Source organism: Streptomyces sp. NPDC021212 (assembly GCF_044332925.1).
Classification (GTDB): Bacteria; Actinomycetota; Actinomycetes; order Streptomycetales; family Streptomycetaceae; genus Streptomyces.
Genome location: NZ_JBIRPZ010000001.1, coordinates 13,061 through 39,319 on the forward strand (window position 1 = coordinate 13,061; position 26,259 = coordinate 39,319).

Consider the following 26,259-nt stretch of genomic DNA (forward strand, 5'->3'; position numbering starts at 1 on the left):
CTGGTCCCAGCGCGCCCGCAAACCCCGCCAGACCGTCTACGACCTGCAGCGACGCGTTCCTGAACGGCACAGGCCTGTCTCGGTCAGATGGGTTGTGGCCGACCGAACAGCAGGTCGTAGCCCCGGGGGAGCTGGAGGAGAATCTGGTTCGTCAGGTCATCGCCGGCGAGGTCGGCCACGACGCTGAGCACGGCGCTGACATCCCACGTCGCGGTCTTCTCGGTGGCTCCTTCAATCCATGCCGCTGTCGCGCGGATGAACCGCTCGGGGGAGAGAGGTTCATGCGCCTGGAGTGGGTTGAGCAGTACCAGCGCGAACGTCTCCGGGAGCCGGGCCGCGAGTTCCGCTCGCACATCGCCCACCAAGTGAGCCCCCAGCAGAGCGAGAACGACGCGCGATGATCGCTCGGCCTCCTGCCGTGAGCCGTATTCGCCTCGCTCCTCGACCGCTGCCAGGAAGGCGTCCCACTGTGTGCGCACGATCATTCCTCCTGATGTGTAGGGCCCGGTGCTCTCGCCGGTGTCCCTGGCGTGACCGCTGGGACAGCGGGGGCGTTGTCTTCGGCGGTTTGCCGCCTCGATGGCGCGGCCAGGGGCCAGGTGGCTACTGGTTGGGTTGGGCGGCGCTGATGTCGCTGAGCGCGGAGTCGGGGTCGCGCTCAAGGGCGAGGTCGCCCAGGGAGACGATGCCCACCGGCCGGTTCTCTTCGACGACGGGCAGTCGGCGCATGGCCCGCTCCCGCATCAGCTGCACCGCTCGGTCGGTGTCATCGTCGGGGGAGACGGCGATCAGGTCTTCGCTGCAGATCTCCTGAACGGGCTTGGCGCCGGCGTCCCCGCCCTCGGCAAGCGCCCGTACCACCAGGTCCCGGTCCGTGACCAGGCCGCGAAGCTGATCGCCTTCGGTGACCAGGACGTCGCCGATATTCTCCTCCCGCATGCGGCGGGCGACATCGGCCACAGGGGTCTGCGGCTGAACCGTGACAGGAGGACTGGTCATGATCTCTCGAATGCGCTGTGCCATGGAAACGCTCCTCAGTGCCTGAAGGTGCAAATCCCCCCTTGGCCTGTACAGCAGCCTTCGCGGCTCCGAGTACCCGGCGAACGGCTTGTACCTCATTCTGTGGGAAGGTTTCTGTCCTCGGAGGTGGGGGCCAAAGACAGGGATCAAGAATCGGCCGAGGTAATCACTCCACCGTTTGACGTGGTGAGGTGGCATACGGGCCGCTTTCGCCGTCGGGGATGGCCGGGGAGAGGCTGTCGAAGGCCGGAATGAACCGGGCCAGTCGCGTGAACCTCAGCAGGCGCCGGACCTTTCCCTCAGGGCACACCAGGCGCAGTCCGCCGTGACGCCTCCGGGCTTCCCGGTCTGCGGCTACGAGCCTGCTCAGGCCGCTCGCGTCACAAAAGCGCAGCCGGGAGAAGTCGACGATGACTCTGGCCGGATTGCGAGCGGCGATGAGCTTATCGAGCTGGTGCCGCAGTTGGTCCCGGTCGCGAGGTCGAGTTCCCCGTCCACCTGGAGGACCGGCGTGCTCACGTCTCCTGACGCAGACGTGGCCGTGCTCACCTTCCGATCTTGCCGTGTTTCCTGACCGCTCCCCGTAAGGCTGGCCTCCAGACCGCCCCAGGCAGGCTGGAGGCCCTGCAAGACGGTCGTGTGGAGGCCACCGCACCCGGGAATGAAACAGGACGTACAGGTTACAGAGGGCGGAGGTGGACGAAAATAACGCTTCCTGTGCGACGCGGCAGCCAGGCGCCGCTGGCCGAACGCCGTGCCCCGGGCTGGGCCACGAGCCCGCTCGCGGAGTTCGACGATCTGTTCAGCCGCATGAGCAGCCTGCTGGAATCCACGGTGGGTGGCACCCTGGCGCCGGTGACCGCGGGGGTGACGTGGTCGCCGCTGGCCGATGTCTCCGAGACCGATGACGCCTACCGGATCGAGGTCGACCTCCCCGGCGCCAAGCGCGAGGACATCGACATCGAGATGGCGGGGCAGGAACTGGTCATCAGCGGCGACCTCAGGGAACGCGAACGTGCCGGCTTCCTGCGGCGCGGAACCCGCCGTACCGGCCGGTTCGAGTACCGGGCCCTTCTTCCGGGCGAGGTCAACGCCGAAGGCGTCAGCGCGGCCCTTCGCGACGGTGTGCTGACAGTGCGGTTCGGGCGGACGCGGTGACACGTCAGGAAATCGAGTGCGGCGGCGTTCCACTCCGGCGGAGCTTCCCAGAGCGCCGACCGACCTCGTCGAGTACGCGGAATTCCGCTGGGCAGATGTCTGCCAGCGGCCGCGGCGACCAGGCGCGCCGTGTTCACACCGAGGTGGTCCAGCAGGTAGTTTGCCGCATCGTCGACGCGATCCACAGTTTCCGCGCGGGGAGGGCGACACGTGCCGCGGCGGTTGTAGGCGACGACCCGGAAGCCGGCCGAGACGAACTCGCCGACCTGGTGCACCCAACTGTCAGCTGAGCCCGAGGCGGGGTGCAGGAACACGACTGCACCCTCGCCTCTACCCGAATCGGTGAAGACAGCGAGCCATCTTTACCAGGCAGAACGTCATGCGAAACCCCTTTCGGTACAGTCGGTCAGCGCCGGATACCGGCGACGAGCTTCTCCCAGTTCCGGAAGGCGATACGCTGGCGGTCGGCCTCGTCAATCGGCGCCGTTTCCAGGAAACGCCGCGCGGATCCGGTGCGCTCCCGGTTGAACGGGTAGTCCGAGGCGTACATGATCCGCTCGATCCCCACCGTCTCCAGGCTCCACCGCAGGTACTTGTGGCTGGAGATGCCGCCCGGAGTGATGAAAATGTTCGAGCGGAAGTACTCCGCGATCGGACGCCGCAGGTCGGTGAGTTTGTCCATGGTCGCGACGCGGTCGAGGTAGAACAGCACCACCTCGCCCCAGTGCCCCAGGATGACCTGCAGCTTGGGGAACCGGTCGAACACGCCACCGACGATCATCCGGAGCACGGTCAGCCCGGCGTCGTAGTGCCAACCGAACGCCCCGGTCGCCAGCATGCTGTCCACCGGCTCACCGAAACCGCGGTAGTAGGCCGCGGTGACAGCCGGGAACGGAACACTGGGATGCAGGTAGATCGGTGCGCGCAGATGCTCGGCAGCCTCATAGACGTCCCAGAATCCGGGCGCGTCCAGAGCCCGGCCACCGGAGTTCGCGTTGACCAGCGCGCCGTTGAGTCCCAGCTCGGTGACCGCACGCCGCAATTCCTCGGCCGCGGCCGACGGTGCGGAGGTGGCGAGCGCCGCAAACCCCTGGAATCGCCCCGGGTGGCGGCGCACGGCGGCAGCGATCGCGTCGTTCGTGGGCGCCTGCAAGCGGACTGCCTCCGCCGCGTCGAGGTTCTGCAGCCCCGGCGTCGTCAGCGACAGCACCGCGGTGTCGATCCCGGCGTCCTCCATCGCGGCGATGCGTCCGCCGCCCAGGTCCAGCAACGCCGGCGTGATGTCACTGGCGACAGCCCACTTCATCATCGGCTCGGCGAGCTGGGGGTCGCGCCGCTTCCACGCATCGAGCACGTCGGTGGTGACGAAGTGCTCTTCGAGCCCGTAAAGCTTCATCGAGACTCAGCTTCGGACGGACTTGAGCGCGCCGGCCCAGGACTCGAGCTGGTCGAACAGGACGGAAGCAGCCTGGTCGTGCATCACGGAGGGCCTGAACACCGAGAAATTCTCGAAGTCGGTGAGCAACGAGAACGACATCTGCTGGCGCACGTGGGCCAGTTGTAACTCGCTCGAGATCGCGCGCAGGTGCTCGATCGCCCGCGTACACGCCCCTGCTCGCCGGCACGGCCTCGTCCAGGTGCGGCAGCGGGTAGTCGAGCAGGTCGATCAGCTCGTAGTCGGCGTTCGCCCGCTCCTTGGCCTTGGCCAGTACCCAGTTCGCCACCGCTTCACCGTTACGGCCGGGGCGGGTGCTGCCGAGGATGATGGCGAGATTCAGGTCGCTCATGGATAGTCCTTCCGATCGGGACACGCTCACACTTGAATGTTCAACGTGCTGGCGCACCTGTCCGAGCAGCCCGGGCGGCGCCTGCGGATAAGCGAGCTCGCGGTCCTGGCCAACACGGAACTGTCCCGCCTGTCCCACATGATCGGTCGGCTCGAGAAGCGCGGGTTCGTGTGCCGCGAGCCCGACCCGCACAACGGGCGTTACACGCAGGCCATCCTGACCGAAGCCGGTTTCGCGTACCTGGCAGACGCGGCCCCTGGACACGTCAGCCAGGTGCTGGACCTGTTCATCAACGTCCTGGCCCCGGACGAGCTACGGACGCTGCACCGGATCTCCGACAAGGTGCTCGCCCGCATCGAGTCTTCAGGGTGAAGCGAGCCCGCATCGGCGCCCTCGGCGCGCTCGCCTCATCGCACCTCATCGGCGGTACGACCGCCACGGCCACCGCCCCCCCCCACGCACCACCGGCGCCACCCCGCTTCCGGGGCGGCGGCCGCCGTGCTGTGCCGAGCGGTCGGTGTGCCAGGATCCTCGTCATGACCACACACACCCAGGTACCGCGAGGACAGCGGTTCTTCACCAACCTCGACCGCATCTGCGCCTCCGCCCGACTCGTGGTGGACCGTCCGAAGGACAGCCGGCACCCGCGGGTGCCGCAGGCGGTGTACCCGGTGGACTACGGCTATCTGGACGGCACGACGGGCGGTGACGGGGAGGGCGTGGACGTCTTCCGGGGCAGCGCCGAGGGTGCGGGTGTGGTCGGCGTCTTCGTCACCGCGGACCCGGTGAAGCGCGACGTCGAGGTGAAGGTCCTGCTCGACTGCACCGGCGACGAGATCGGCCACATCCGGCACCTGCTGGACGACGTCCTGGAGATCGGCGGCCTGCTGGTACTGCGGGAGGACGGCCGGGCGGCCTGACCAACGGCGTCGGCCGCCCGGCCGGCGCCGGCCACCGGTACCGGCCGGCCCAGTATCGTGAGCGGGACCGGAAGGCGCCGGCAGGACACCTGAGGGAGGGCACGGTGGAGTCGACGGACGAACTGGTGCTGCGCGACGCGCGGTTGCGCGACCGCCCGGACCCGGTCCACATCCTGGTGCGCGGCGGGCGGTTCGCCCGCATCGGCCCGGAGGCCGGCGAAGCGGCGGCGCGCTCCCTCGATCTGGCCGGCCGCCTGGTGGTCCCGCCCTTGGTCGACGCCCATATGCATCTGGACTCCGCGCTCACCCTGGACCCGCGCCACCCCAACCACTCGGGCACCCTGTGGGAGGGCATCGACGTCTGGGCGGCGCGCAAGGCCACCCTCACCGGGCGGGACGTCCGCGCCAACGCCCGCGAGGTGCTGCGCTGGATGGTGGCGCACGGCACCCTGCACGTGCGGTGCCACGTCGACGTCTCCACGCCCGGACTCGACGCCCTCCGGGCGCTGCTGGACCTGCGCGAGGAAGTGTGCGGCGTCTGCGACGTGCAGTTGGTGGCCTTCCCGCAGGACGGCCTGTACGGGGACGGGCTCTCCCGGGGAGCGGAGCGGGTGGCGCGGTTGCGGGAGGCCATGGCGCTCGGCTGTGACGTGGTGGGCGGCATCCCGCACTATGAGCCCACCCCGGACCTCGGACGGGCCCATGTGCGCACGCTGTTCGACGTGGCGGAGGACTTCGACGCGGATATCGACACCCACTGCGACGAGACCGACGACCCGGACTCCCGGTACGCGGAGCTGGTCGCCCGGGAGACCGTCGCGCGCGGCCGGCCGGGCCGGGTCGTGGTCAGCCACTGCACGGCGATGGCGGGCTACGAGCCGGCTCTGATGGCCCGTACCGCGGCGCTGTTGGCCGACGCCGGGGTGGGCGTGGTGGCCAACCCCTTCGTGAACGTCGTACTCCAGGGACGCGGCGACGCACCCCCCGTGCGGCGCGGCATGGCGCCCATCGGTCCGCTGCTCGACGCGGGCGTGACCGTGGGGCTCGGCCAGGACTCGGTCATGGACGCCTGGTTGCCGCTGGGCACCGGCGATCTGCTGGCGGTCGCCCAGCTCGGCGCGCTGCTCGGCCACCGCACCGGGGACGGCCAACTGCGGGAGATGATCTCGCTGGTCACCGACTCCGGGGCGCGGCTGATGCGGCTCGGCGACCGGTACGGCATCAAGGAGGGCGCCCCGGCGGACTTCGTGGTGCTGGACACCGCCGACCCCGTCGAGGCGCTGCGGTTGCTCCCGGCCCGGCTGCACGTCTTCCGCGGTGGCCGGGAGGTCGCCCGCACCCGGCCGGCCCGGTCGGAGCTGACCGGGGACTTCGCCGCGGGCGCGGTCGACTTCGGCCGTCAGCCGGCCGTGGTCCGGGAGGCCGCCGCGGAGGCGTGAGCCGCGCCGCCGCCCGGCCAGCCGCCCTCCAGGGCCCACGCCGCGTCGAAGACCCGCACCTGGTGTTCGAGGCTGCGCCGGTACAGCCGCAGCAGCGCCTCCCGGTCGGCCTCGTCGCCGCGCGCCGCGGCCTCCTCCACCACGGCCGCGTGCGCGGCGCACATCGCGGTCCGGGTACGCCGCACGTACATGTCGGCCCAGCGCCGGTACGCGGGCGGACCGGGGATTTCCACCCCGCGGAACCGCTCACCGATGACCTCGGTGAACAACGAGCATGGGTAGACGCTCACCGCGATCTGCGGGAACGTCCCCTCGTAGGCCACCCGCACCAGGTGGTTGACGTATCCTTCGCGCGCCGGCGAGCAGGTCCAGCGGTCGTGCGGAGTGTCGTCGGGGTAGCCCAGCTCGGCCACCAGAGCGCGTTTCTCCGCCAGTTCACCGACCGTGGACAAGTCGTCGAGCACATGCGCGGCGGCCTTCGCCCACGGATGGCCGACCGGTGCCTTGGCGATGCCGAGCGCGAGGGTGCGGTTGAATTCGGCGACGTGCGGGCCGTCGTCGAGCTGGAAGAACACGAACTGCTCGGTGCGGAGACGGCCCTCGGCCATCGCTTCGATCCAGGGGTGGTGACGGTAGGCGTCCCATACGTCCGCGCACCGGGTCCGGCAGGCGTCGAGAAAGGTCACGTGCTGCTCCCCTCGCGGCGCGCCCCGGCGCCGTCGTCATCGCTCCATCGGCCGAAGGCGAACGGCGCCCGCCCGGGCGCTTCCCGAAAGTCACTCAACACTCCGTCCGCGGCCTCGGTGATCAGGTCGGCGACCAGCGCGGCGGACCCCGGACCGGCGATGAACCCCTCTCCGGCGTGGCCGAAGCAACCGTACAGGCCGGGCTCGACGCGGTCGGCCACCGGCAGCCGGTCGGGCAGGCACGGGCGGGTCCCGGAACGCCGGGCCACGACGCTCAGGGCCCCGGCCGCGGGCACCAGACGTGCCGCCCGGTCCATGATCGCCGCCGGGAGCCCGGCCGGTTCGGGGTCTTCCGCCAGGTGCCAGGAGCCGCCGAGGACCAGCCGCCCCGACGGCATCTGGTGCGCCAGCAGCGCCACCGAACGGGGCCGGCCGATCACCGCCTCGGCCAGCAGGTGGCGCAGCGTGAACGGAGCGGGTTCGGTGACCAGGACGGTGCCGCGAACACCGGCCAGCGGCACCCGGTGGCCGAGCGGCAGCAGCAGGTCGCGGGTGCCGAGACCGGTCGCCAGGAGCACGTACGGCGAACGGGACCGGGTGCCGTCGGGACACCGCACCGCCCATCCGGTACCGTCCCGCTCCAGGCGGACCGGGCCGCGCTCCGCGTTGATCACGACGCCGGCGCTGCGGGCGGCGCTGGCGAGGCCGTCCAGGACCGCGGCCGGCTCCAGCCGCCGGCCCTCGGCCAGCAGCCGCCCCGCCGCGACATCGTCCGCGAGGGCCGGCTCCGCGGTCCGCAGCGCCGCGCCGCGCAGCGTGCGGCCCTCCTCGGCCGCCTGACGCCTCGCGAGTTCGCCGGGGTCGTCGGCGGCCAGCACCAGGGTTCCGACGGGTTCCTCGTCCCACCACACGCCCGTCTGCCGGGACAGCTCGGCGTACAGCTCCAGGCTCCGCCGCCACAGCGGGGCGAGCACCGCCGAGGACGGTACGAGCTCGCCCTGGGCGGCGTGCGAGGCGCCGCCGCCCACCGGCCCGGCGTCGACCACGGTGACGGCCGCTCCCCGGCGGGCCAGCGACCACGCCGCGGACAGGCCCACGACCCCCGCTCCGACCACCGTCACGTCGCTCACGCCGGCCTCACCCGGTCCCCTCCCGCGACGGCTCCGCCGGCCGCCGACGGCGTGTCGGCGCCGGTCGCGGCCGGCAGGTCGACCGGGTGCCGGCCCCGCCCGATGTCCGCGGCCCCGTGCGCCACCCCGGCCGCGACCGCCCGGTGGGCCCGTTCGGCGGCCTCGGGCAGCGCGACGCCGCGCGCCAGGAACGCGGTCAGCAGCGCCGAGTGGGCGCAGCCCGCGCCGTGTTCGCATCCGGTGGTGTGGCGCGGCCCGGGGACGGCCCGGTGGCGTTGGCCGTCGAACAGCCAGTCGCCGCCGCCGGGGACGTCGGTGATGACCACGGCGCGGGCGCCCCGGCCGGCCAGCGCCTCGGCCAGCACCGCCGGGTCCGCCTCGTCAGCGAGCCCGGTCAGCCGGCGCGCCTCGGCGAGGTTGGGGGTGGTCACCGCCGCCATGGGCAGCAGCCGCTCGCAGAGGGCATCGACGGCGTCCTGGCCACCGCCCAGGTCCGAACCGGCGGCCGTGACCAGCACCGGGTCGACGACGACCGGTGCGCGTACGCCGGCCAGCCGGTCGGCGACCAGGCGCACCAGCGCCGCGCTCCAGGTGGTGCCGACCTTGACGCCGTCCGTCCCGATGTCGGTGAGCACCGCGTCGAGCTGCGCGGCGACCAGATCCAGGGCGACCGGGGCACTGGCGGACACCCCGGTGGTGTTCTGCGCGGTGACACCCACCACCACCGTGGCGCCATAGGCCCCGACCGAGGCGAACGCCTTCAGATCCCCCTGGATGCCCGCACCGCCGCTGGAGTCGGAGGACCCGACGGTCAGGCAGCGGGTGCGGTGCGGCGGCCGGGGCACCGTCACGGGCGGGCGGCCGACGCGGGTTCCGCGGTGCCGGCGGTCGGCAGCAGCGCGGCGACCTCCGCGGCCACCTGCTCGGGGAAGTCCGGGTCCGGGCGGTACTCGAGCAGATGGACGTCGGACACCGCGGGGAGCCCGGTGACGAGCGCCGCGTGCCGGGCCCCGGGCTCCAGCAGTATCACCGTGGGCCGGCCGAGGGCGGTGGCCCAGCCGAGTTCCACGTGGGTGCCCGGGGAGGCGGGGTCACCGGGGAAGGCGACGAACACGTCGCATTCGTGCATCCACGCGAAGTCGCGGCGGGTGCATTCGACGTCGGAGACCTCGGCCAGCCCCCAGCCCTCGGTGCGGTGCGCGTTGAGCACGCGCCAGCCGCGGGCCGCGAAGGCGTCGGTGAGCCCCTCGTAGCGGTGCCGCGCGGCGTCGGGCACGGCGCCGGTGGCCGGGTCGATCAGCCCCTTGAACGGGCCGCCGAGGAACACGGTGATCGTCCGGCCGGCCGGGTCGGCGGGGTCAGCGAGCGGCATCGGATACCTCCAGGGGGTGCTGGGGCGCTGCGAGCGCCGGGAAACGGGTGACCATGAGCTGCCGGTACAGCGGGGACAGCCGGTCCACCAGCCCGTCGTCCGGCGCGGTCCCGTGCCGGACCCGCCGGTAGAGCTCGAAGAGCGCCACGACCTGGGACCAGTATCCGGGCAGGTCGAGCGCGTCCAGCCGGTCCCGGTCCAGACGCAGAGCGTCGGTGCGCAGCTCCTCCTCGATCCGGAGCACGTGCGCGAGGTACGGGCGGTTGTCCCCTTCGGGCAGCGGCTCCATGGCGTCCGCGGGCAGGTCGGCGGGCAGCGGCGCGTCCAGCCGGCGGGCCGCCGGCAGGTCCGGCCGGTACAGGTGGAGCGAGCCGGCCACGTGGGTGTAGCCGCCGAGCTCCGCACCGAGCTGACGCGCCATCATCTCCTGGAGGAAGGTGAAGGAGAACACGTCGCTGACCATGCCGCGGTACACGTCGTTGGCGCGCATGTAGCCGACCATGTGCAGTCGGCCCTCGCGCAGCAGGAACTGCAGGCACAGGGTGCAGGCGACGTCCGGGTTGTCCGCCACCCGCAGTTCGTGCGGGTGGAGTATCTGGATGACGGCCCGTTTGCTGTCCGGGTCCTGGCGGAGGGTGTCGACGACGGTGGCCCACTGGTCGAGCCCCCGCGTGCCGTACTGGAAGATCCGCGGCCCGTAGGCGGTGCCTGTCAGGCGCCGTCCGTCGGCGGAGTAGCGGGCGACGCTGGGCGCGTAGTACGCCAGATAGCCGAGGTCGTCGCGGCCGGCCAGGTACCACAGCGCCTCGGCGACGTTGAATACGAGGTTCGTGCGGCGGGCCGGGTGGGTGATCAGGCGGCGTCGCGGGTCCTCGAGGGTGAAGGCCACGCCCAGCCGCTCCTGGCTGTGGAAGCCGCGCGGCGCGTTGTGGAACTGGGGATCGTGCAGCAGGTCGGACACGTGGTGCAGATAGGCGTCCTGGAAGCCGGGGAAGCTCGTCACAGCAGGTCCTCGGGGAAGGAGGCGAACATGTCCTTGTGCTTGCCCTTGGCCACCTGGGCGCAGGCGCAGTCCTCCACCTCGTCCGCGCCCCGGGTGGCGAGCCCGGCCTCGATGATCGCTTCGAAATTCCGCCGGCCGTCGGCGATGGCCTGGCGGGAGCGTGCCCGGAAGACCTCCGGGTCGGTCTCGGTCTCGGTCTTCATGTCGTGGTACGAGTCGATGGCCACCGCGATGGCGCCGTAGTGCAGGTGGCGCTGGCGGGCGAGGGTGAACTCCGGGTCCATGGTCTGACCGACCAGGCGGGCCCCGAGCCGTTCCATCAGCTCCAGTTCGGCCAGGGTCTCGATCCGGGCGAACCCGTAGAAGCTGAAGTACACCCCGCTCTGGTGGACCCGGACGCCGGCTTCGTCGGCGCCGCGGATCAGCAGCCGCCGCAGCACCGGGCAGAACGACGGGATGACATGGGCGTTGGAGAACCGGCCGGAAAGGGGCGGCAGGCTGGTCCGCGGCCCGGCGAAGCTCACCAGGTCGTGGGGGATGACCAGATCGCCGCCGCGGACTTCCTTGTCCACGCCGCCGACCACGAACGTGCCGATGATGTGGTCGACCCCGAGCGCGTCGAACGCGCTCTGGTTGGCCTCGTAGGGGATTTCCCAGCTCGGTGTGCGCTGCCCGGGGAACCGGCCGTACAGAAAGTGGGTCTCGGTGCCGTGCAGCTCGCCGCTGAAGATCCGGTCCACCGGACCGTACGGGGTGGCGAGCCGGGTGCGCCGGAATCCGTCGCCGCGGATGAGCCGTTCGGCGCGCAGTACCACTCCGAGCTTCATGCAGCCGTCCCCTCGAATCCCACGTGTTCGTTCACAAAGGCCAGGAAGCCGTCCATCCATCCGTCCACGGGATGGGTGAAGCGGTGGAACCGCAACGAGCCCACCAGCGAGGCCAGTGTGCGGTCGGTGAGTGCCGGGGCCGGCGCGCCGAGCGCCTCCACCAGCGCCAGGCGGCGCCGGTCGGCGCTGGTCTCCAGGTATCGGCGCAGTACGCCGGCCGCCTGCGGGCCGGACAACTCGTCGTGGCGGACCGGCTCGCCGGGCCGGCACACCAGCTCGACGACCGCGTGCGCCGGGCCGGTGGCCCGCACGGCCCCGCCGAGCGCGGTCAGCGCGCCGGGGAGCAGGAAGGCCTTGTCCGGGCGCTTGGCGGGGTGCAGCCCGGCGGCGGCGCGCAGCTCGGCCGGGTGCAGCAGCGGGCGGTGCTCGCCGAGCGAGGAGGTGCGCACGCCCATCGACCGCGGCCCGCCCACCATCTGCCAGCCGACGCCGACCTCATGGAGCAGCACGTCGTCGTTGGACACCAGGGCGGCGGTGCCGGAGCGGACCAGCGACAAGGCGGCCGTGGTCTTGCCCGCCCATTTGTCACCCACGAGGATCAGCCCCACCCCGGCCGCGTCGATGCCCGCGCCGTGCAGCGGCACCGACCCGGCGGCGATCGCCAGGGTCCGCACGATGGTGCGGGTGTAGCGCAGACCGAGCACTGGCAGCCAGCGCGGCGACGGACACGTCACCGTGAGGGTGCGGGCGACCGCGTCGAACTCGGCACGGTGGTCGGGCTCCGAGCCGTCGGACGGCTCGTGACCGGCTTTCTCGTCGGTCAACTCCAGGTTCAGCTCCCACAGTTGGCCGCTCGGTTCGGCCACCGACTGGTAGAAGGGGGCCGTGAACTGCCGCAGCCTCGCGAGGGCGCCGGCCTCGCCGCGTACGGCGAAGGTGATGCCCGCGTGCGGGACGGCGAGCAGGTCGTACGGTGGTGCGCTGGTCGTCATGTGACTGCCTCGAGAATCTTTCGTCCCTCTGCCTCGAACCGCGTGTCATGTGTCCGGCGCGCGGCGGTGAGGGTGGTAACCGCGCAGGCCAGCCGCGCGTAGTCGAGTTGGATACGGTCCGGTGGGCCGGGGTCGTGGGCCCGGGCGTTGCGGTAGGCGGTGGTGAAGGTGTCGTGTCCCGCGGGTATGGCGGCCAGTTCCCGGTCCCAGATCCGCCGCAGGTCGTGCTCGGCCGGCCCGTATTCGGCGCGTTCGAAGTCGAACACCACCGGATGGCCGGCCTGGTTCCGGGCGGTGTTGCGCAGGGAGAAGTCGCCGTGCAGCAGGACGGGCGGGTGCCGGCCGGCCGTCCAGCCGGCGTCCCGCACCAGGGCGGTGGCCTTCGGCCCGGTCAGCCTGCCCCGCACCTCGGCGAACAGGCCGGGGGCCTGCCGGGCAAGTGCCGCGATCAGCTTCCCGAACGCCTCCTCGCCCACCTCGGGGGCGGACAGGGCGGTGGTCCCCTGCCCGCCCCCGGGCGGCCGGGGCGTCGGGCCGTCGGCGCCCGGCCCCGGCAGATCGGTGTCGTGGACGGCAGCCAGCAGCCGGCCGGCTTCGGCCGCGGACTCAGGCGTCGCGGGCAGCGGGGTGAGGGACTGCCAGCGGAACACCGCGTACTCCCCGAGGCCGTCCGCCCGGCCGCCGGCCAGCAGCCGGGGGGCGACGCCGGGCGCGAGGGATGAGGCGACCAGCCGTTCGGCGGCGGCCCGCTCCGGACGGGCGTAGAGCTTGACGAACACCTCCTCGCCTCGCACCTCACCCCGGAACCAGGCATTGCTGGAGCGTTCCTTGAACGAACCGGCCGGCACCTGACGCAGCCCGGTGGCGCGGCAGGCGGCGGCCAGCCGGTCGGCGACCCGCGCGGGCAGGACGCCGACCAGACCCCCGTCGAGCAGACCGTCGCCGGCCGATGTGGCGACCGTCACAGGGGCTTGCCGATCCAGGTGCATAAGTAGTCCATGTGCACCAGGCGCTTGTCCGTGGGGACGGTGGGGCGCTGCGGGAAGGTCTGCTTGGGCGCGATGTCGCGCGGGCAGTACGGGTCGCGCACGAACAGCGATCGCTGGCCCGTCTCGTGCGCGTGGTGCAGGTAGGACCGGCCGGCGCAGCCGCCGCGGCACTGCTGGAGCATGCCGCATCCCTCGCACCCCTCCAGCAGATGGGGGTTGGCGTTGCGGCGCCGGAAGGACCGGAACTGCGGGGACCTGATGATGTCGTACAGGTCCTCCGTGCGCAGGTCACCGACCTTGTAGTCGTGCAGGTAGACGCAGGGGGAGACCGGTATGCGGCCGTCGGGGGTGATGGAGTGGATGCGGAACGAGGTGCGGCCGCAGGGGCATCCCTTGGCCTGCTGGTAGTCGGTGACGGCGGCGATCGGCGGCTCACCCAGGTCCACAGGGGAGCAGTTCTCCATCAGGAAGGAGAACCCCTCGTAGTACTGCTCGGCCGGCAGCAGCGATTCCATGTGGGCCGGCTCGACGGGCTTGATGGGGTTGATCCGGATGTGCGCGTCGTACTGGATGGCCAGCTCCAGCAGCCGCTCCAGGTGGCGGCGGGTGAAGTTCCAGTTCATGCCGCACATGATGATCGTGTGGTCGATCCCGTACTCCTTGGCCAGCTCCAGGGTACGGATCGCCTGCTTGTAGATCTTCGCGCCCCGGTTGGCGTTGTGCTCGTCCTCGAAGGGGGAGTCCAGGCTCACGTCAAGGTCGTTCAGGCGCCGCCACTGCGCGTTGTGGTCGCGCTCCAGGTGCAGCCCGGTGATGCCCGAGGTGGTGAGGCCGACGATGATGCCCGCGTCGTTCAGGCCGTCGAGGATCTGTGGCAGCAGGGTGTCGCGCGGGTTCGGCCCGTTGGTGAACAGCGGCTCGTTGCCGCCGAGGTTGACCGTCTCCACGTTGTTCAGGGCCAGTTGCCCGACAATGCGGTCGATCATCTCGAGGGAGAAGTCCATGCCCTTCTCCCGTGCGGACATGGAGTAGCAGTGGGTGCACCGGTACGGGCAGTCGTTCCCCAGCGTCCAGCCGATGTTCTTGATGTCGATCGCGCACTCGTCGACGTCCTCGTGCTCGATCGGACCGACCGGGCGGTCGAAGTGCTCCTTGGGGTCGATCACGGACAGGGGGAGGGACTTGCGGGTCCAGGGGTAGTCTTCCTGCTGGTTGCTGCGCTCTTCGGCCATGCACATGTCCCTTCAGCAGATAAACGGATTGGCATCCGCGTCGTAGACCAGTCCGAGATCGTGATACGCACGGTCCACTTGGTCATCGAGACGCCCGTACCAGTCGGCGGTGCGTGCGAGTTCGGCACGCACCAGCTCCTGGACGGCATCATCCAGGGCCGCCGCGGTGCACCGGCCGGCGGCCAGGTCCAGCAGCGAGCGGAAGAAGTCGAGGTCGACCCGGCGCAGTTCCTGCGCGAACCGGTGCATCACGGCCAGTTCGCCGGCCTCCAGCGCCTTGGGCGCCGACAGCGGATCGATGGCCTTGTCGTAGATCGCCGAGTGTGCGCGGTGCCACTGCTTCAGCCCCCGGTACAGCGGCCGCACCCGTGCGTCCAGGACCTCGTAGCGGGTGTTCCCCAGGTTGTCCCGGTCGACCTGGAGGGCGCCCTGCCGGCCGAGCCGGCGGGTGAAGTTGGTCCCGGCCGCCGCGTACATCTCGGTGAAGATGCCCTTGGAGATGGTCCAGGAGTACTCGCGCATGCCGTGGTAGTTCTCCTCCAGCTCCTCCAGGGAGGTCTGGTCGTCGAACAGGATGTGCCCGGCCTGTACGTAGATGCCGTGAGCACGGAAGATGTCCAGGGCGCGTCGGTTCTGCTCGACGTCCGCCCGCTTGGCCATGCGGCGCAGCGCCGACTGGGCGAAGTTCTCGATACCGCAGGAGAATGAGAAGAATCCGGCCCGTGCCAGCTCGGCGATCGCCTTCTCGGTCACCCGGTCGGCCCGTATGGACCCGCGCATCCGCGGTTTGATGCCCCGTCGGGCGATCTCGTCGGCCAGCTCGGTGGACCACGCGGCGTCCCGTGGCGGTTCCAGCAGCGAGTCGTCGATCACCTTGAAGTGGGTGGCGCCGCGCTGCCACAGGGCCTCCAGCTCGTCGACCACGTCGGGGACCGACCGCTGGCGCCACGTCGCGCCGCCGCCCACCCGCTCGAAGGCCACGATGGAGCAGAAAGTGCAGGACGCCTGGCAGCCGCGGGCCGTCTGGATGTGGACCATGCTGCGCCGGGCGAGGGTGAGATGCAGGGTGTCCCGGGCGGGGTGGGGCAGTTCGTCGAGGGTCAGTTTGGGCGCCGGGGTCGGACTGTGCCGCACCGTGCCCCCGGCGGACCGGTGGCTGAGCCCCGGGATCTGATCGAGCGCCGGTGTCCCGTCCCGTAAGTGATCGGCCAGGAGGCGGAGCGGTACCTCGCCCTCGCCCCGGACGACGGCGTCGAACCCGGCTTCCAGGAAGTCGTCGGCGTGGAAGGTGGGGCCGTACCCGCCCGCCACGGTCAGGACATCGGCACCGGCCCGGCTCAAGCGGTGCATCGTCTCGATGGCGCGGTCCATGTTGCTCCGATAGCAGGCGAATCCCACCAGCCCCGGCCGGGCGTCCAGTATTCGCTGCGCCAGCGTCGGAATGTCGAGCCCTTCAAGCCAGCCGTCGATGACTTCGACGGTATGTCCTGCCTCTCGCAGAAATGCCGCCAGATAGCCGAGCCCAAGATTTTCCTCAGCGGTCCGGTGGGTGACGGGCGGAGGTGTGGCCAGGACCACCGCAGGCCCTTTCCGCTGCTCCGAGTTCGCGTCGGTCACGAAATTTGACGTTACGCAGGCAGAAAGTTGACGTCAAGAGGGCTTAGGGAAACGCCTAGCCTTTCATCCGTTCGTCAACCAGGAAACGAGGCGCGGCATCTATTGTTTTGGGCTCACCATTGCCACATGGCCGGTATACCCCTTGCTCCTGGCTGATATGCACCCAGTTGATCCTGGCGCGCGGTTACGGTATGGGGGCGATGGCGCATCCTTACCAGTCCAGTCCCTTAGATACGGAGAAAACCCGTGTCCCCAGAGAATCCCTCCCGCTCCATGCTGGCGCGCGGCCTCTGTATTCTGCGCTGCTTCCGGCCGGGGGAATCGGAACTTCCGCTTTCCGAATTAGCGCGCCGCGCCGACATGCCCAAGGCGACCGCCCACCGCATCATCTCCGAACTAGTCCGGGAGGGAGTGCTGGAGCGGGGGGAGAAAGGACTCAGGCTCGGCGTGGCTCTTTTCATGCTGGGCGCCCGGGTCCCCCGGCAACTCCGGCTGCGCGATCTGGCCTCCCCGTACGCGGAACGCTTGCAGCACCGCACGCGTGGGAGTGTTTTCGTCTTCATCTGCGACGCCTTCGGTGCCGACGCGGCACTGGTGGACACGGTGCGCCGCGCATACGGCGCGGCCGACGCCCGGCTCGGCGCCGAAGAGAGCTGGGCCGCGGCCGAGGCGGCGAAGAAGGCGCTCCGCGCGCCCGGCGCGGGCACGGTCCGCTCCCGTCCAGGGGCGCGCGCGACGGAGGGAGAGGGGGACCGGACGCGGCACCAGGGGTTCGTGGCCGTCCGCGGCGCGCACTCCGTCGGTATCGCGGCGCCGGTGCTGACCACGTCGAGCAGGGCTGTCGGAGCGCTGGCGGTCGTCGGGCCGCACGACCGGATGCAGGTGGTCACGGCTGCCTCGCATCTGCGGGCCGCGTGCGCCGCCGTCTCACAGGCGCTGCGGCGAACCCCGGAACTGGTCGGCGTTCCGGTGGGGTGACCGTGCCGTCCACGGTGTCGGTGCCGGCGGTCCCGACCGGCCGTAGCGGCGGCGCGGTGTCATGTCAGACGCGCCGTGCCGTGAACAGGGCGGGCAGCAATCGCCCCGCCAGATATTCGTCGCGAGCCGCCATGAGAGTGTCCCGGATGAGGTCCACCGACGCGGAACCGTAGATCGCGGCAACGCTTCCCCGGAAGATCCGTATCACCTTGAGCCGCTCGGCGAGCAGGGTCACGGCCCATTCCGTCAGGTCGCGCCGTGCCACGTCGGCGAATCCGGCCTGGTCGAGCTGGCGCACCCGGTCGGCGAGGGGGGTGGTGAAGAAGACCTCGGACGGATGGGTCACGCGAAACGCCGCGGACGGCGTCCCGCCGCCGGGGGTCAGGCTCACCTCCTCGGTGAGGACGAGCAGTCCGCCGGGCCGCAGGAGGCGCGCGGCCTCGCGCAGGACGTCGCCGGGCCTGGGGAAGTGCGGCATCGATCCCGTCACCACCACCACGTCGAGCGAGGCGTCGGGGAGAGGAACAGCGGTGGCGGAGGCGCAGATCTCCGTCATCCCCTCGCGCCCCTGCGCGCGGCTGATGCGACGGCTCACCGCGCAGTGCTCGGCGACGAGATCGACGCCGTAGGCGTGCCGTACGGTGACTTGGCGCGAGGAGAGCCGGTCCACCGTGTACCGCAGTGCGCCGCCGAAACCGCTGCCCAGCTCGCACAGGTCCACTCCGTCACCGCCCGGGCCACCGTCGGCCGTGGCGACGACGGTATCGACGACCAGATCGCAGCCCTGAGGCCCGAAGTGGCCCATCTGGTCGAGACCGAGCAGACCGCTGGGCCCGTCCTCGCCGGTGAACCCGACGATCGCCCGCTCGGTGTTGTCCCAGTCGTGCAGTGCCGGGAACAGGTTCCTGTGGTAGCGGTACTGGACGCCGCCCTGCTCGGCCGGGACCTCGTGGCCGGGAACTCCGGTGGTCGGCACAGCGATACTCCTCGGTGGGTGCGGTCCTGCCCGGGGGAGGGCGGTGGCCGGGGACGGGCGGGCTCGGGCCGGTTCAGGGCGTTGCCACGGCCGGAGGCCGGAATTCGTCGGGCACCGCGGCGCAGACGGTGTCCAGGACGGCGAGCGCCTCCTCCACCTCCTCGTCCGTGGCGACCAGCGGCGGAAGCAGCCGGAGCACCTCCGGCCGGCCCAGGCAGGGGGAGACCACGAGTCCCTGCCGGCCGAGTTCCATCAAGACGTCTCCGGCGACCGCGGGAGTGGCGAACTCCACGCCCCACAGCAGTCCCCGGCCGCGTACCTCCGTGATCAGGGCCGGATGCCGCCGGGCGAGCGACGCCAGGCCCGAGGCGAACAGTCCCGCCACGTGCTCGCCGCGCGGGGCGAGTTCTTCCACCGCCGCGAGTGTCGCGATGCCCGCCGCGGCGCCCAGCGGATACCCGGAGAACGTCGTGGTGTGCAGGAACGGATCGGCCGCGAGCGGCGCGTACAGCTCCGGTGTCGCCACCACGGCGGACAGCGGTTGCACGCCGCCGCCGAGAGCCTTGCCGAGCAGGACGGCGTCAGGCCGGATACCGGCGTCGATACTGGTCAGGCGGGGTCCGCAGCGGCGCAGTCCGGTCTGGACCTCATCGGCCAGCAGGAAGGCCCCGTGCTCGTGCGCGGCGTGGGCGAGGGCCCGCAGGAACCCGGGTTCCAGCGGCCGTACCCCGCCCTCGCCCTGGACGGGCTCGACGAGGACGGCGGCCACCTCGCCGTCCGCGAAGGCGCCGGGTATCGCGGAGGTGTCGGCGGCGATGTGGGTGACGCCACCGAGCAGCGGTTCGAGCGAACCGCGGTAGCGCGCGTTCCAGGTCGCCGCCAGAGCGCCGAGGGACTTCCCGTGATAGGCGCCCTCGACGGCGACGACACGGGTGCGCCCCGTGGCGAAGCGTGCCATCTTGAGTGCCGCTTCGACGGCGTCGCAGCCGTTCAGCCCCAGCCACACCTTGGTCAGCCGCTCCGGGTCGGCCCAGTCCGCCAGCGCGCCGGCGAGATCCGCGGTCGTGCGGTTGCCCAGGACGCGGGTGGACACCGGCATCATCTCCAGCTCACGGCGTACCGAGGCGAGAACGGCCGGGTGGCCCCGGCCGAGAAGGGTGACCGCGTAGCTCCCGAAGTCCAGGGTGGTGCGGCCGTCGGAGAGCCGAATGCGGGCACCTTCGCCGCTCATCTCGATCGCGCCGGATCCGTTCATTCCGTAGACGAGGGCCAGCTGGGGCGAAAGGTGTTTGCGCGTCATGTCCAGCGCATGCCGGGCGGTCCCGTGTCTGGCGTTCGCGGTCATCGGGACTGTCCTTTCCTCGTCTCCTCGTCCGGTGGATCCGGTGCGCGTGTTTGAGGGGTTCCGCTGTCCGGTCAATGGTTTTACTCCCGGACCGTGTTGATGAGAAGTCACGTTCCGGCTGCCGGAACGTTCATTGAACCGGGGCGTCGGTGACTGCGAGGCTGCGCGAGGCAGCGGGATCGCCGACCCCGCGCTGCCGTCATCTGCATCCGAAGGGTTGTTACCGACCGCATGGAGACCACATCAGCCACCGCTGTCGCGTTCCCGGACTCCGCCACTCTGGAAAAGCGTCTGAACCTGTTCCTGGAACAGCGCGGACTGAGCAGGGACGCGGTACTGAAAGAAGCCGATCAGGGGATGGGCACACCGGCGCTCGCGGTCGCCGCCGGATCGGTCCTCACGGGGTTCGGTAACCACCGCAGCGATCTCGATCTGCTGGTCCTGGTGGAGAACGACAAGCTCACCCGCTTTCCCATCCAGTCCCACGAACACGGAACGCTGATCGACGTCAGCATCCGCCGGGCCAGCTCGGTGCGGAACGGCGCCGCCGAACTGGCCTCCGGGCCCTGGCCCCGGTTCGCCACGGTCACCGAGGACGCCTGGAACCACCGGCGCCGCACCCTCAACACCACGAGCCGGCTGGCGCTCGGACTGCCGCTGATGGTCTCGCCGCCGTGGGACGACTGGTACGCGGGGCTGCGCGGTCCGTGGCTGGCGGACGCGGTGCACCAGTGGTGGACCGTGGAAGCGCACCGGCTCGCGCTGGCCGCCCGCTGGCTGCTCGGCGCCAAACCCATGGCGGCCGCGGTCCGCGCCCGGGAGGCCGTGGTAGCCGCGCTCAACGCGCGGGCCGCGGCGGGCGGTGAGCTGTACTTCACGGCCAAGTGGGTGGGCGAGAAGCTCCGGGTGCTCGGCGACACCGAGGGCCTGGCCCTGCTCCGTGAGGCGCTGACCTCGCCGCCGACGTCCGGCGACCGGGTCCCACACCGCCTCGCCGCCGTCGAGCGCCTGGTCGGTGACGGCGCCTCCCTGCACGCGGTACTGCGCTGGTCCACCGGCATCGGGACGATACCGCTGGACGACCGTACGATTGTGGACCGCTGGCAGATGCGCGCCCTCGAAGTCCCGCGGCGGGACCTCCCGCCCGACGACAGCGGCGCGGTCATCTGGTCGGGCCCGCTCGACACCTGTCCTCCGGATGACCTCCTGCCCCTGTTCGTCCACAACATGGTGTGGCTCGGTGTCGCACTCCCCGACCCGGAGGTGTCCGCGTGACGCACCCCGACGCCCTCGCGCCCGCCCATGCCGCCACCGGTTCCGGAACGGATCCGGGGTGCGCCGACGCGGCCCCGGCCGATCTGCGGCGGCTGCTCGCCTTCCGCGCCCACGGCGCGGCCCGCCTGCTGCTCACCTGCCGGTCCCGCCTGGAGGACATCGAGGGCGCCGTCACCGCGGGACAGGCGGAGGTCGCCGTCCTCATGGCGTACGAGCTGGTGCAGCTCTCCCTGTCCATCCGCGGACTGCGCACCGAGGGCGAACTGGTCTACGGCCGTGACGAGGCGGCCTTCGACCCCTTCGCCGGGGTCGCGGCCGAGGACGCCGAGGCCGGGCTGAACCTCGCCGCGGAGGGCTGGGAGGCCGTGGGCGAGGGCGGCGAGGAGTGGCTGGACCGGGTCCGGCGCCATCTGCACGACACCGAGGCGCTTCTGGGGTATGCCGAACCGCTTCCCAACGTGCGGTCCGGGAGCGGCCTGATGAAGGGCTTCAAACTGGCCCGCACGTGGCAGCCGGCGCTGGACCGCGTCGGACTGCCGGGGCTGCTGCCGGAGGCCTGGACCCGCCGTGCCGACTGATCCGGAACCCCGGCGTGCCGACGGCGCCGCGATACCGGCCCTGTCCCTGCGCGCGGTCGGCAAGCGGTACGGCGGCACGACGGCTCTGGAGGGGGTCGACCTCGAGGTCGCCGAGGGGGAGATCATGGGCCTGCTCGGCCACAACGGGGCGGGCAAGACGACCCTGATGTCGCTGGTGGCGGGGCTCTTGACGCCGGACACCGGCAGGATCGAGATACGCGGCGTCGACACCGGGAGCGATCCGCGCCGGGCCCGCCGCGACCTCGGCCTGGCCCCGCAGGAACTGGGCGTCTACCACACCCTGACCGTGCGGCAGAACCTGCGGTTCTTCGCGGAGCTGGCCGGTCTGCGCGGCCGGCGGGCCCGGGCGCGCACCGAGGAGGTCGCCGAACCGTTCGGGCTCACGGCCCTGCTCGAGCGCCGCGTCTCCGCCCTCTCCGGAGGCGAGCAGCGGCGCGTGCACACCGCCATGGCCCTGCTGCACCGGCCGAAGCTGGTCCTGCTCGACGAGCCCACCGCCGGTGTGGACGTGGAGACCCGGGCCCGGCTCATCGGCTACGTCAAGGAGCTGGCCGGCTCCGGTACGGCCGTCTGCTACTCCACCCATTACCTTCCCGAGGTCGAGGCGCTCGACGCGAGCGTGGCCGTACTGGACCACGGCCGCCTGATCGCCCGGGGCACGCTCCCGGAGCTGGTGCGCAGCCACGGGGACAGCGCCGTGGAGCTGACCTTCGACGGTGGTGTGCCCCCGCTGCGCCTTCCGTGGCCGGTGACCCACGGCGCGGACGGGGTGCTGCGCGTGCACGTCGAACAGCCGCAACTGGCGACGACCGACGTGCTCGCGGCGCTGGGCGAGTCGGTCCGGCTCCTGGTCAACCTGCGCGTGGTGCAGCCCAGTCTGGAAAGTGCCTTCCTGCACCTGACGGCCCGCGAACTCGAGGCGGGACGCCATGGGTGACGGTTCACTGGGCCGTATCAACGCACTGGTCCGGCAGGACTGGAGACTGCTGGTACGCGATCCCGCGCCGCTGATCGTCCGTACGGTCATGCCGCTGCTCATCATGAGCTTCATGCAGCCGCTGTTCCGCGCGGCCCTGCGGGCCGACGACATACGCGACGCCAACGGTGCCGAACAAGGCGTGCCCGGCATGGCGGTGATGTTCCTGTTCTTCCTCGTCAACGTCGTGGGCTTCGCGATGTTCCGGGAGCACGGCTGGAACACCTGGGACCGGTTGCGGGCCAGTTGCGCGCGGCCGTTCGAGCTGGTGACCGGGCGTCTGCTGATCCCGCTGGCGGTCGCGTTGGTGCAGCTCGCCGTGTTCTTCGGCGCGGGCGGGTTCCTGTTCGGGCTGCGGGTGCGTGGTTCCTGCCTGGCGCTGGCCGTGGTGGGCGTGCCACTCGCCCTGTGCGTGGTCATGGTCGGCATGGCGCTGGTGGCGCTGTGCCGCTCCATCGCCCAGCTCAGCGTCATCGCCAACCTCCTCGCACTGCTCTTCGCCGGGCTCGGTGGCGCGCTGACCCCGCGGTCCGTGCTGCCGGACTGGGCCCGCCCGCTCGCCCCCGGGGTGCCCAGCTACTGGGCGATGCGCGGCTTCTCCACCGTCATCCTCGACGGCGGCGGCGTTTCCGAGGTCCTCCTCCCGGCCGGCGTGCTGTGCGCCTTCGCGGCCGGACTCACCGTCGTGACCCTGGTCTTCTTCCGCACCGGTCACCGCAAGCTCTCCTGGTCCTGAAGCGGGCGGGCTCCGTGCGGTGCGCCATCGACACTCCGACACAAGAGAGGCCGGCCATGCCCGCCGCCGTGGTCTTCGACTGCTTCGAAACCCTCATCATGTCCCCGCCCTTGCCGGGACCCGAGACGTTCACCGTCCGCCTCGCCGAGGTGCTGACGCTGGATGAGCGGTGCGCGGCGCGGGCCGTGGAGACGGTCTACGCCCATGTGTTCGCGGCGATGTCGGACCGGTCCGCGCTCCAGCCGCCGATCATCGGCCTGCTGGAGTCGGCCTTGCGGGAGCAGGGCGAGCGGCGGTCGGAAGCCGACCTGGAGAAGGCGTTGTGGCACGCGCACGGCTGCACGGACGCCGACCAGTACGAGCTGTGCGAGCCGGCGGCCGCCGCGATGCGCCGTGCTGCCGACGCCGGTCACACCGTCCGGTTGCTGTCCAACTGCTTTCTCCCGGGCAACCTGATGCGCAGGTTGCTGCGGCGGACGGGAGTGCCGGAGGTGTACGACCGGGCGCTGTTCACCGCGGACGGCGGCCCGAAGAAACCCGACCGGCGCGCGTTCGAGCTGATCGGGGAGGGCGCCTTCGAGCGGCGCGTGATGGTCGGCGACTCCGAGGAGCTCGACATCGCGCCGGCCGCCGCCCTCGGCTGGGACACGGTGCGGGTGGATCCCCGGGCCCCCGATCTGACCGGACTCCTCACCCTGCTGGACCTGTGAGCACCGGCCGTTCCTCCCCGCGCCTTCACCTTGGCTCGATTCGGTGTTCCGCAGAGGGAAACACCCGCTGATTCCCGTCGGCCGTTCTGCTTAGAGTTCCTGATGCCGCCCACGACCGGACGTCGTGCGAGAGCGGTCGCCGCGCGCGATCCCCTGCCGCCGGCCGCCCTCCCCCGCGCGGAGGACGCCGGACCGGCCCCGGCCCCGGGAGAAAGAGTCATGACGACGGTCACCACGAACGACGCCGGAAACTCCGCGGACAGCGAGGCCCCGCACCGGACGCTGCTCGACGCCGGCTGGAGCACGGCGTGGAAGGCCCCCCGGGCCCGTGAGGGTGCTACCGGTCCCGAACGCATCCGCGACCTCGCTGCCGGCGGTTACGCGGCGCTGCCGGTCCCGGTGGAGTTCGGCGGCGCGGGCGCGAACCTGGTCGAGACGGCCTCCGCCCAGCGGGCGCTGGGCATGGCCGACCCCTCGGCGGCGATCGCCCTGAACATGCACGCCTTCACGGTGGGCCTGATGGCCGACTACTGGAGACGGCACCGGGACACGACCTGGATGCTGCTGGAAGCGATCGCCGAGTCCGGCGCCCTGGTCGCGTCCGCGTTCGCGGAACCGGGCGGCAGCCCCAACTTCATGAGCAGCCGGTCCGAGGCCGTCCAGACCGCCAAGGGCTACCGCGTGACGGGTGTGAAGTACCCCTGCTCGCTCGCCACCACGGCCACCCTGGTGTGTCTGACCGCCCGCGTCGCCGGGACCGACGAGACGATCCTGGCCCTGTGCCCCCGTTCTTCACCGGGCCTGGACATCGGGGGGGAGTGGCCCTCGATCGGCATGACGGACTCCGACACGGCCCGGCTGGTCCTGAACGACGTGGAGATCGACGACCGGGTGGTCTTCCACCGCGGCCCCGCCGATGTCATCGACGAGACCGTCATCTCCGGCATGGCCTGGTTCGTGGTGCTGCTGACGGCCACGTACCACGGAGTCCTGAGCGGACTGCTGGACGTGGCGTACCGGCAGGTGACGGGGGCGGGCGCGTTCGGACCCAGGACCGCTCTGCTCGGCCGCGCCACCCGCGAGCTGCTGACCCTCGGCGGCGCCTGCCGCCAGTTCGCCACGGACTTCGAGTCGGGCGCGATCGGCGGGCAGGCGGCCCTGGCCGCGGCGATGGGCCTGCGTGCCTCGCTCAGCGACACCCGCGACCGGGTGCTGACCGCCGTCACCCCGGTCGTCGGCAGCCGCATCTATGGGCGCGGGCAGGAAGCCGCCTCGCTCCTGATCGACTCGCTCGCCGTCCACCACCATCCGCCGTCGCTGCTGACCTGCGACGAGGCCGTCGGCGCGTTCAGCACCGGGCGCGCGATCAGCTTCGACCCGGCCAACTGAGCCGCCCCCCGCGTTGATTCCCTAAGGAGACAAGCCATGCCCCACGTCGAGGTCAATCTGCCGATCAAGGCTCCGGCGGCCGACGCCTGGGAGGCCGTCACCCGGCTGGAGGACTACGCCACGTTCATGGACAACGTCGAGTCGGTGACCGTCCTGGGGGAGTCGGAGTCCGGCGTCCGCACCAGTGCGTGGTCGGTGCTGCTCAAGGGCTCCGTACTGGAGTGGGTGGAAGAGGACGAACTCGACGAGGAGAACCGCGTCATGTCGTTCTCCCAGACCTCCGGCGACCTCGACGAGTTCACCGGTTCCTGGCGCATCGAGGACGCCGGGGACGGGACCTCGGTGGTCGTCTTCTCGGTCGACTTCGAGATAGGCATCCCGCTGCTGGCCGACATGCTCAACCCCGTCGCCGCCAGGGCGCTGCGGGAGAACTCCGAGCACATGCTGCGCGCCATCGAGCAGCGGATCACGGTGGCCCGGTGAACGCGCCCGCCCGCATCCTGGTAACCGGCGCCACCGGAGGCGTGGGCACCGTCATCGTGCGCGCGCTGGACGCGGCGGGCCACCAGGTGTACGGCGTGAGCCGCCGCGGCGGAGCGGGGCCGCGGCAGTACGCCTGGCGGGCCGGTCAGGAGGAGCCGCCTCCCGAGCTCCGCGTCCCATGGGACGCGGTGGTCCACTGCGCCGCCGACACCCGCTGGAACCTGCCGCACGAGCAGGCCGAGGAAGCGAACGTCGGGCCGCTGCGCGCCCTGCTCGCCCTCACCGGCCCCGAAACCCACCTCATCCACCTGTCCTCCTCCTACGTCACCGGGCTGCGGGGTGACATCTCCTCGCCCTCCCCGGACGCCTACCGCAATTCCTACGAGTGGTCCAAGGCCGCGGCCGAACGCCTGCTGCGCACCACCCGGGAGAGCGCCGACATCCTGCGCTTCCCCATCATGATGGGCGCCAGGGCCGATGGCGCGCTGGACCGCTACAGCGGCTTCTTCTGGCTGCCCTCCTCTCTGTGCAGCGGCGCCGTCCCCGCCCTGGTGGCGGCGGAGAAGGGGCTGATGGACATCGTCAGCACCGACGACGTGGCCGGGCACGTCACGCGGCTG

At 71.4% G+C, this 26,259-nt stretch carries 29 protein-coding genes and 3 pseudogenes; 14 read left to right on the forward strand and 18 right to left on the reverse strand.

Translation table 11 applies throughout. The features are described 5' to 3' along the window. Positions 1-83: 83 nt before the first annotated feature. From ACH4SI_RS00060 to ACH4SI_RS00070, 3 genes are all read right to left on the reverse strand, one after another. Positions 84-485, reverse strand: coding sequence for a DUF2267 domain-containing protein (locus tag ACH4SI_RS00060; RefSeq protein WP_398290800.1), 402 nt, complete (start codon positions 483-485; stop codon positions 84-86). 118 nt (positions 486-603) lie between these two features. Next, on the reverse strand, positions 604-1,023 hold the full coding sequence (locus tag ACH4SI_RS00065; RefSeq protein ID WP_398290802.1) for a CBS domain-containing protein: 420 nt from the start codon (positions 1,021-1,023) through the stop codon (positions 604-606). A gap of 163 nt (positions 1,024-1,186) precedes the next feature. Then, the gene (locus ACH4SI_RS00070; RefSeq protein ID WP_398290804.1) at positions 1,187-1,675 is read right to left on the reverse strand and encodes an STAS domain-containing protein; all 489 of its coding nucleotides are present in this window, start codon (positions 1,673-1,675) and stop codon (positions 1,187-1,189) included. A 62-nt stretch (positions 1,676-1,737) separates the two neighbouring features. Between ACH4SI_RS00070 and ACH4SI_RS00075 the strand changes: the two genes are divergently transcribed. Further along, positions 1,738-2,178 (forward strand): Hsp20/alpha crystallin family protein, encoded by a 441-nt coding sequence (locus ACH4SI_RS00075; RefSeq protein WP_398290806.1) that lies wholly within the window; start codon positions 1,738-1,740, stop codon positions 2,176-2,178. A 406-nt stretch (positions 2,179-2,584) separates the two neighbouring features. Here ACH4SI_RS00075 and ACH4SI_RS00080 read toward each other — a convergent pair whose 3' ends face one another. From ACH4SI_RS00080 to ACH4SI_RS00090, 3 genes and pseudogenes are all read right to left on the reverse strand, one after another. Next, complete coding sequence (locus tag ACH4SI_RS00080; protein ID WP_398290808.1) at positions 2,585-3,574, reverse strand: amidohydrolase family protein; 990 nt, start codon at positions 3,572-3,574, stop codon at positions 2,585-2,587. 6 nt (positions 3,575-3,580) lie between these two features. Further along, a complete protein-coding gene (locus tag ACH4SI_RS00085) occupies positions 3,581-3,727 on the reverse strand; it encodes a hypothetical protein (RefSeq protein WP_398292371.1) in 147 nt (48 codons plus the stop codon). 127 nt (positions 3,728-3,854) lie between these two features. Continuing rightward, a pseudogene (locus ACH4SI_RS00090) lies at positions 3,855-3,965 on the reverse strand (NADPH-dependent FMN reductase); the annotation flags it as partial. Positions 3,966-4,001: 36 nt separating this feature from the next. On the opposite strand from ACH4SI_RS00090, the gene ACH4SI_RS00095 reads away from it, so the two are divergent. The 3 genes from ACH4SI_RS00095 (at position 4,002) to ACH4SI_RS00105 (ending at position 6,324) form a co-directional block, all read left to right on the forward strand. Continuing rightward, on the forward strand, positions 4,002-4,337 hold the full coding sequence (locus tag ACH4SI_RS00095; RefSeq protein ID WP_398290810.1) for a MarR family winged helix-turn-helix transcriptional regulator: 336 nt from the start codon (positions 4,002-4,004) through the stop codon (positions 4,335-4,337). 164 nt (positions 4,338-4,501) lie between these two features. Further along, positions 4,502-4,885 (forward strand): inorganic pyrophosphatase, encoded by a 384-nt coding sequence (locus ACH4SI_RS00100; protein WP_398290812.1) that lies wholly within the window; start codon positions 4,502-4,504, stop codon positions 4,883-4,885. A gap of 104 nt (positions 4,886-4,989) precedes the next feature. Then, positions 4,990-6,324 carry an amidohydrolase family protein gene (locus ACH4SI_RS00105; protein WP_398290814.1) on the forward strand — a complete coding sequence of 445 codons (1,335 nt, stop codon included), beginning with the start codon at positions 4,990-4,992 and terminating at the stop codon, positions 6,322-6,324. Here the strand turns inward: ACH4SI_RS00105 and ACH4SI_RS00110 are convergent. The 10 genes from ACH4SI_RS00110 to ACH4SI_RS00155 are packed head-to-tail and all read right to left on the reverse strand — an operon-like array spanning position 6,285 to position 16,172. Next, on the reverse strand, positions 6,285-7,010 hold the full coding sequence (locus ACH4SI_RS00110; protein ID WP_398290816.1) for a TenA family protein: 726 nt from the start codon (positions 7,008-7,010) through the stop codon (positions 6,285-6,287). The two genes, ACH4SI_RS00105 and ACH4SI_RS00110, sit on opposite strands and share 40 nt — an antisense overlap. Continuing rightward, positions 7,007-8,140: an NAD(P)/FAD-dependent oxidoreductase gene (locus ACH4SI_RS00115; RefSeq protein ID WP_398290818.1), complete on the reverse strand. Its 1,134-nt coding sequence runs from the start codon at positions 8,138-8,140 to the stop codon at positions 7,007-7,009. Before ACH4SI_RS00115 ends, ACH4SI_RS00110 begins: the two co-directional genes overlap by 4 nt. Beyond that, positions 8,137-8,991 (reverse strand): hydroxymethylpyrimidine/phosphomethylpyrimidine kinase, encoded by an 855-nt coding sequence (locus tag ACH4SI_RS00120; RefSeq protein WP_398290820.1) that lies wholly within the window; start codon positions 8,989-8,991, stop codon positions 8,137-8,139. Before ACH4SI_RS00120 ends, ACH4SI_RS00115 begins: the two co-directional genes overlap by 4 nt. Next, positions 8,988-9,512, reverse strand: a complete 525-nt coding sequence (locus tag ACH4SI_RS00125; RefSeq protein WP_398290822.1) for a nucleoside 2-deoxyribosyltransferase — start codon at positions 9,510-9,512, stop codon at positions 8,988-8,990. The genes ACH4SI_RS00120 and ACH4SI_RS00125 overlap by 4 nt, the downstream gene beginning before the upstream one ends. Then, positions 9,499-10,515, reverse strand: coding sequence for a thymidylate synthase (locus ACH4SI_RS00130; protein ID WP_398290824.1), 1,017 nt, complete (start codon positions 10,513-10,515; stop codon positions 9,499-9,501). Before ACH4SI_RS00130 ends, ACH4SI_RS00125 begins: the two co-directional genes overlap by 14 nt. Beyond that, on the reverse strand, positions 10,512-11,342 hold the full coding sequence (locus ACH4SI_RS00135) for a hypothetical protein (RefSeq protein WP_398290826.1): 831 nt from the start codon (positions 11,340-11,342) through the stop codon (positions 10,512-10,514). The genes ACH4SI_RS00130 and ACH4SI_RS00135 overlap by 4 nt, the downstream gene beginning before the upstream one ends. Continuing rightward, positions 11,339-12,334 carry a hypothetical protein gene (locus tag ACH4SI_RS00140; protein WP_398290828.1) on the reverse strand — a complete coding sequence of 332 codons (996 nt, stop codon included), beginning with the start codon at positions 12,332-12,334 and terminating at the stop codon, positions 11,339-11,341. The genes ACH4SI_RS00135 and ACH4SI_RS00140 overlap by 4 nt, the downstream gene beginning before the upstream one ends. Continuing rightward, a complete protein-coding gene (locus ACH4SI_RS00145; protein ID WP_398290830.1) occupies positions 12,331-13,299 on the reverse strand; it encodes a phosphotransferase in 969 nt (322 codons plus the stop codon). The genes ACH4SI_RS00140 and ACH4SI_RS00145 overlap by 4 nt, the downstream gene beginning before the upstream one ends. Then, complete coding sequence (locus ACH4SI_RS00150) at positions 13,296-14,555, reverse strand: radical SAM protein (RefSeq protein WP_398290832.1); 1,260 nt, start codon at positions 14,553-14,555, stop codon at positions 13,296-13,298. The genes ACH4SI_RS00145 and ACH4SI_RS00150 overlap by 4 nt, the downstream gene beginning before the upstream one ends. A gap of 12 nt (positions 14,556-14,567) precedes the next feature. Then, positions 14,568-16,172 (reverse strand): B12-binding domain-containing radical SAM protein, encoded by a 1,605-nt coding sequence (locus ACH4SI_RS00155; RefSeq protein ID WP_398290834.1) that lies wholly within the window; start codon positions 16,170-16,172, stop codon positions 14,568-14,570. Between the two features lie 273 nt (positions 16,173-16,445). Here ACH4SI_RS00155 and ACH4SI_RS00160 point away from each other — a divergent pair. Both ACH4SI_RS00160 and ACH4SI_RS00165 read left to right on the forward strand, forming a co-directional pair. Beyond that, positions 16,446-16,583, forward strand: a pseudogene (locus ACH4SI_RS00160) (helix-turn-helix domain-containing protein); the annotation flags it as partial. Between the two features lie 36 nt (positions 16,584-16,619). Next, positions 16,620-17,150, forward strand: a complete 531-nt coding sequence (locus tag ACH4SI_RS00165; RefSeq protein WP_398292277.1) for an IclR family transcriptional regulator — start codon at positions 16,620-16,622, stop codon at positions 17,148-17,150. Positions 17,151-17,214: 64 nt separating this feature from the next. Here the strand turns inward: ACH4SI_RS00165 and ACH4SI_RS00170 are convergent, their stop codons facing one another. Together ACH4SI_RS00170 and ACH4SI_RS00175 are read right to left on the reverse strand one after the other, a co-directional pair. Continuing rightward, the gene (locus ACH4SI_RS00170) at positions 17,215-18,126 is read right to left on the reverse strand and encodes a class I SAM-dependent methyltransferase (protein WP_398290836.1); all 912 of its coding nucleotides are present in this window, start codon (positions 18,124-18,126) and stop codon (positions 17,215-17,217) included. Positions 18,127-18,199: 73 nt separating this feature from the next. Continuing rightward, a complete protein-coding gene (locus ACH4SI_RS00175; protein WP_398290838.1) occupies positions 18,200-19,471 on the reverse strand; it encodes an aspartate aminotransferase family protein in 1,272 nt (423 codons plus the stop codon). A gap of 231 nt (positions 19,472-19,702) precedes the next feature. On the opposite strand from ACH4SI_RS00175, the gene ACH4SI_RS00180 reads away from it, so the two are divergent. From ACH4SI_RS00180 to ACH4SI_RS00215, 8 genes and pseudogenes are all read left to right on the forward strand, one after another. Beyond that, positions 19,703-20,746 (forward strand): hypothetical protein, encoded by a 1,044-nt coding sequence (locus ACH4SI_RS00180; RefSeq protein WP_398290840.1) that lies wholly within the window; start codon positions 19,703-19,705, stop codon positions 20,744-20,746. Further along, complete coding sequence (locus ACH4SI_RS00185) at positions 20,743-21,324, forward strand: hypothetical protein (protein ID WP_398290842.1); 582 nt, start codon at positions 20,743-20,745, stop codon at positions 21,322-21,324. The genes ACH4SI_RS00180 and ACH4SI_RS00185 overlap by 4 nt, the downstream gene beginning before the upstream one ends. Beyond that, the gene (locus tag ACH4SI_RS00190; protein ID WP_398290844.1) at positions 21,314-22,282 is read left to right on the forward strand and encodes an ABC transporter ATP-binding protein; all 969 of its coding nucleotides are present in this window, start codon (positions 21,314-21,316) and stop codon (positions 22,280-22,282) included. The genes ACH4SI_RS00185 and ACH4SI_RS00190 overlap by 11 nt, the downstream gene beginning before the upstream one ends. Beyond that, positions 22,275-23,057: an ABC transporter permease gene (locus tag ACH4SI_RS00195; protein WP_398290846.1), complete on the forward strand. Its 783-nt coding sequence runs from the start codon at positions 22,275-22,277 to the stop codon at positions 23,055-23,057. The genes ACH4SI_RS00190 and ACH4SI_RS00195 overlap by 8 nt, the downstream gene beginning before the upstream one ends. A gap of 56 nt (positions 23,058-23,113) precedes the next feature. Next, a complete protein-coding gene (locus tag ACH4SI_RS00200; protein ID WP_398290848.1) occupies positions 23,114-23,767 on the forward strand; it encodes an HAD family hydrolase in 654 nt (217 codons plus the stop codon). Positions 23,768-23,986: 219 nt separating this feature from the next. Continuing rightward, complete coding sequence (locus ACH4SI_RS00205) at positions 23,987-25,156, forward strand: acyl-CoA dehydrogenase family protein (protein ID WP_398290850.1); 1,170 nt, start codon at positions 23,987-23,989, stop codon at positions 25,154-25,156. A gap of 36 nt (positions 25,157-25,192) precedes the next feature. After that, the gene (locus ACH4SI_RS00210; protein WP_398290852.1) at positions 25,193-25,639 is read left to right on the forward strand and encodes a type II toxin-antitoxin system RatA family toxin; all 447 of its coding nucleotides are present in this window, start codon (positions 25,193-25,195) and stop codon (positions 25,637-25,639) included. A 56-nt stretch (positions 25,640-25,695) separates the two neighbouring features. Next, positions 25,696-26,208: pseudogene (locus ACH4SI_RS00215) on the forward strand (SDR family oxidoreductase); the annotation flags it as partial. Positions 26,209-26,259 lie beyond the last annotated feature (51 nt).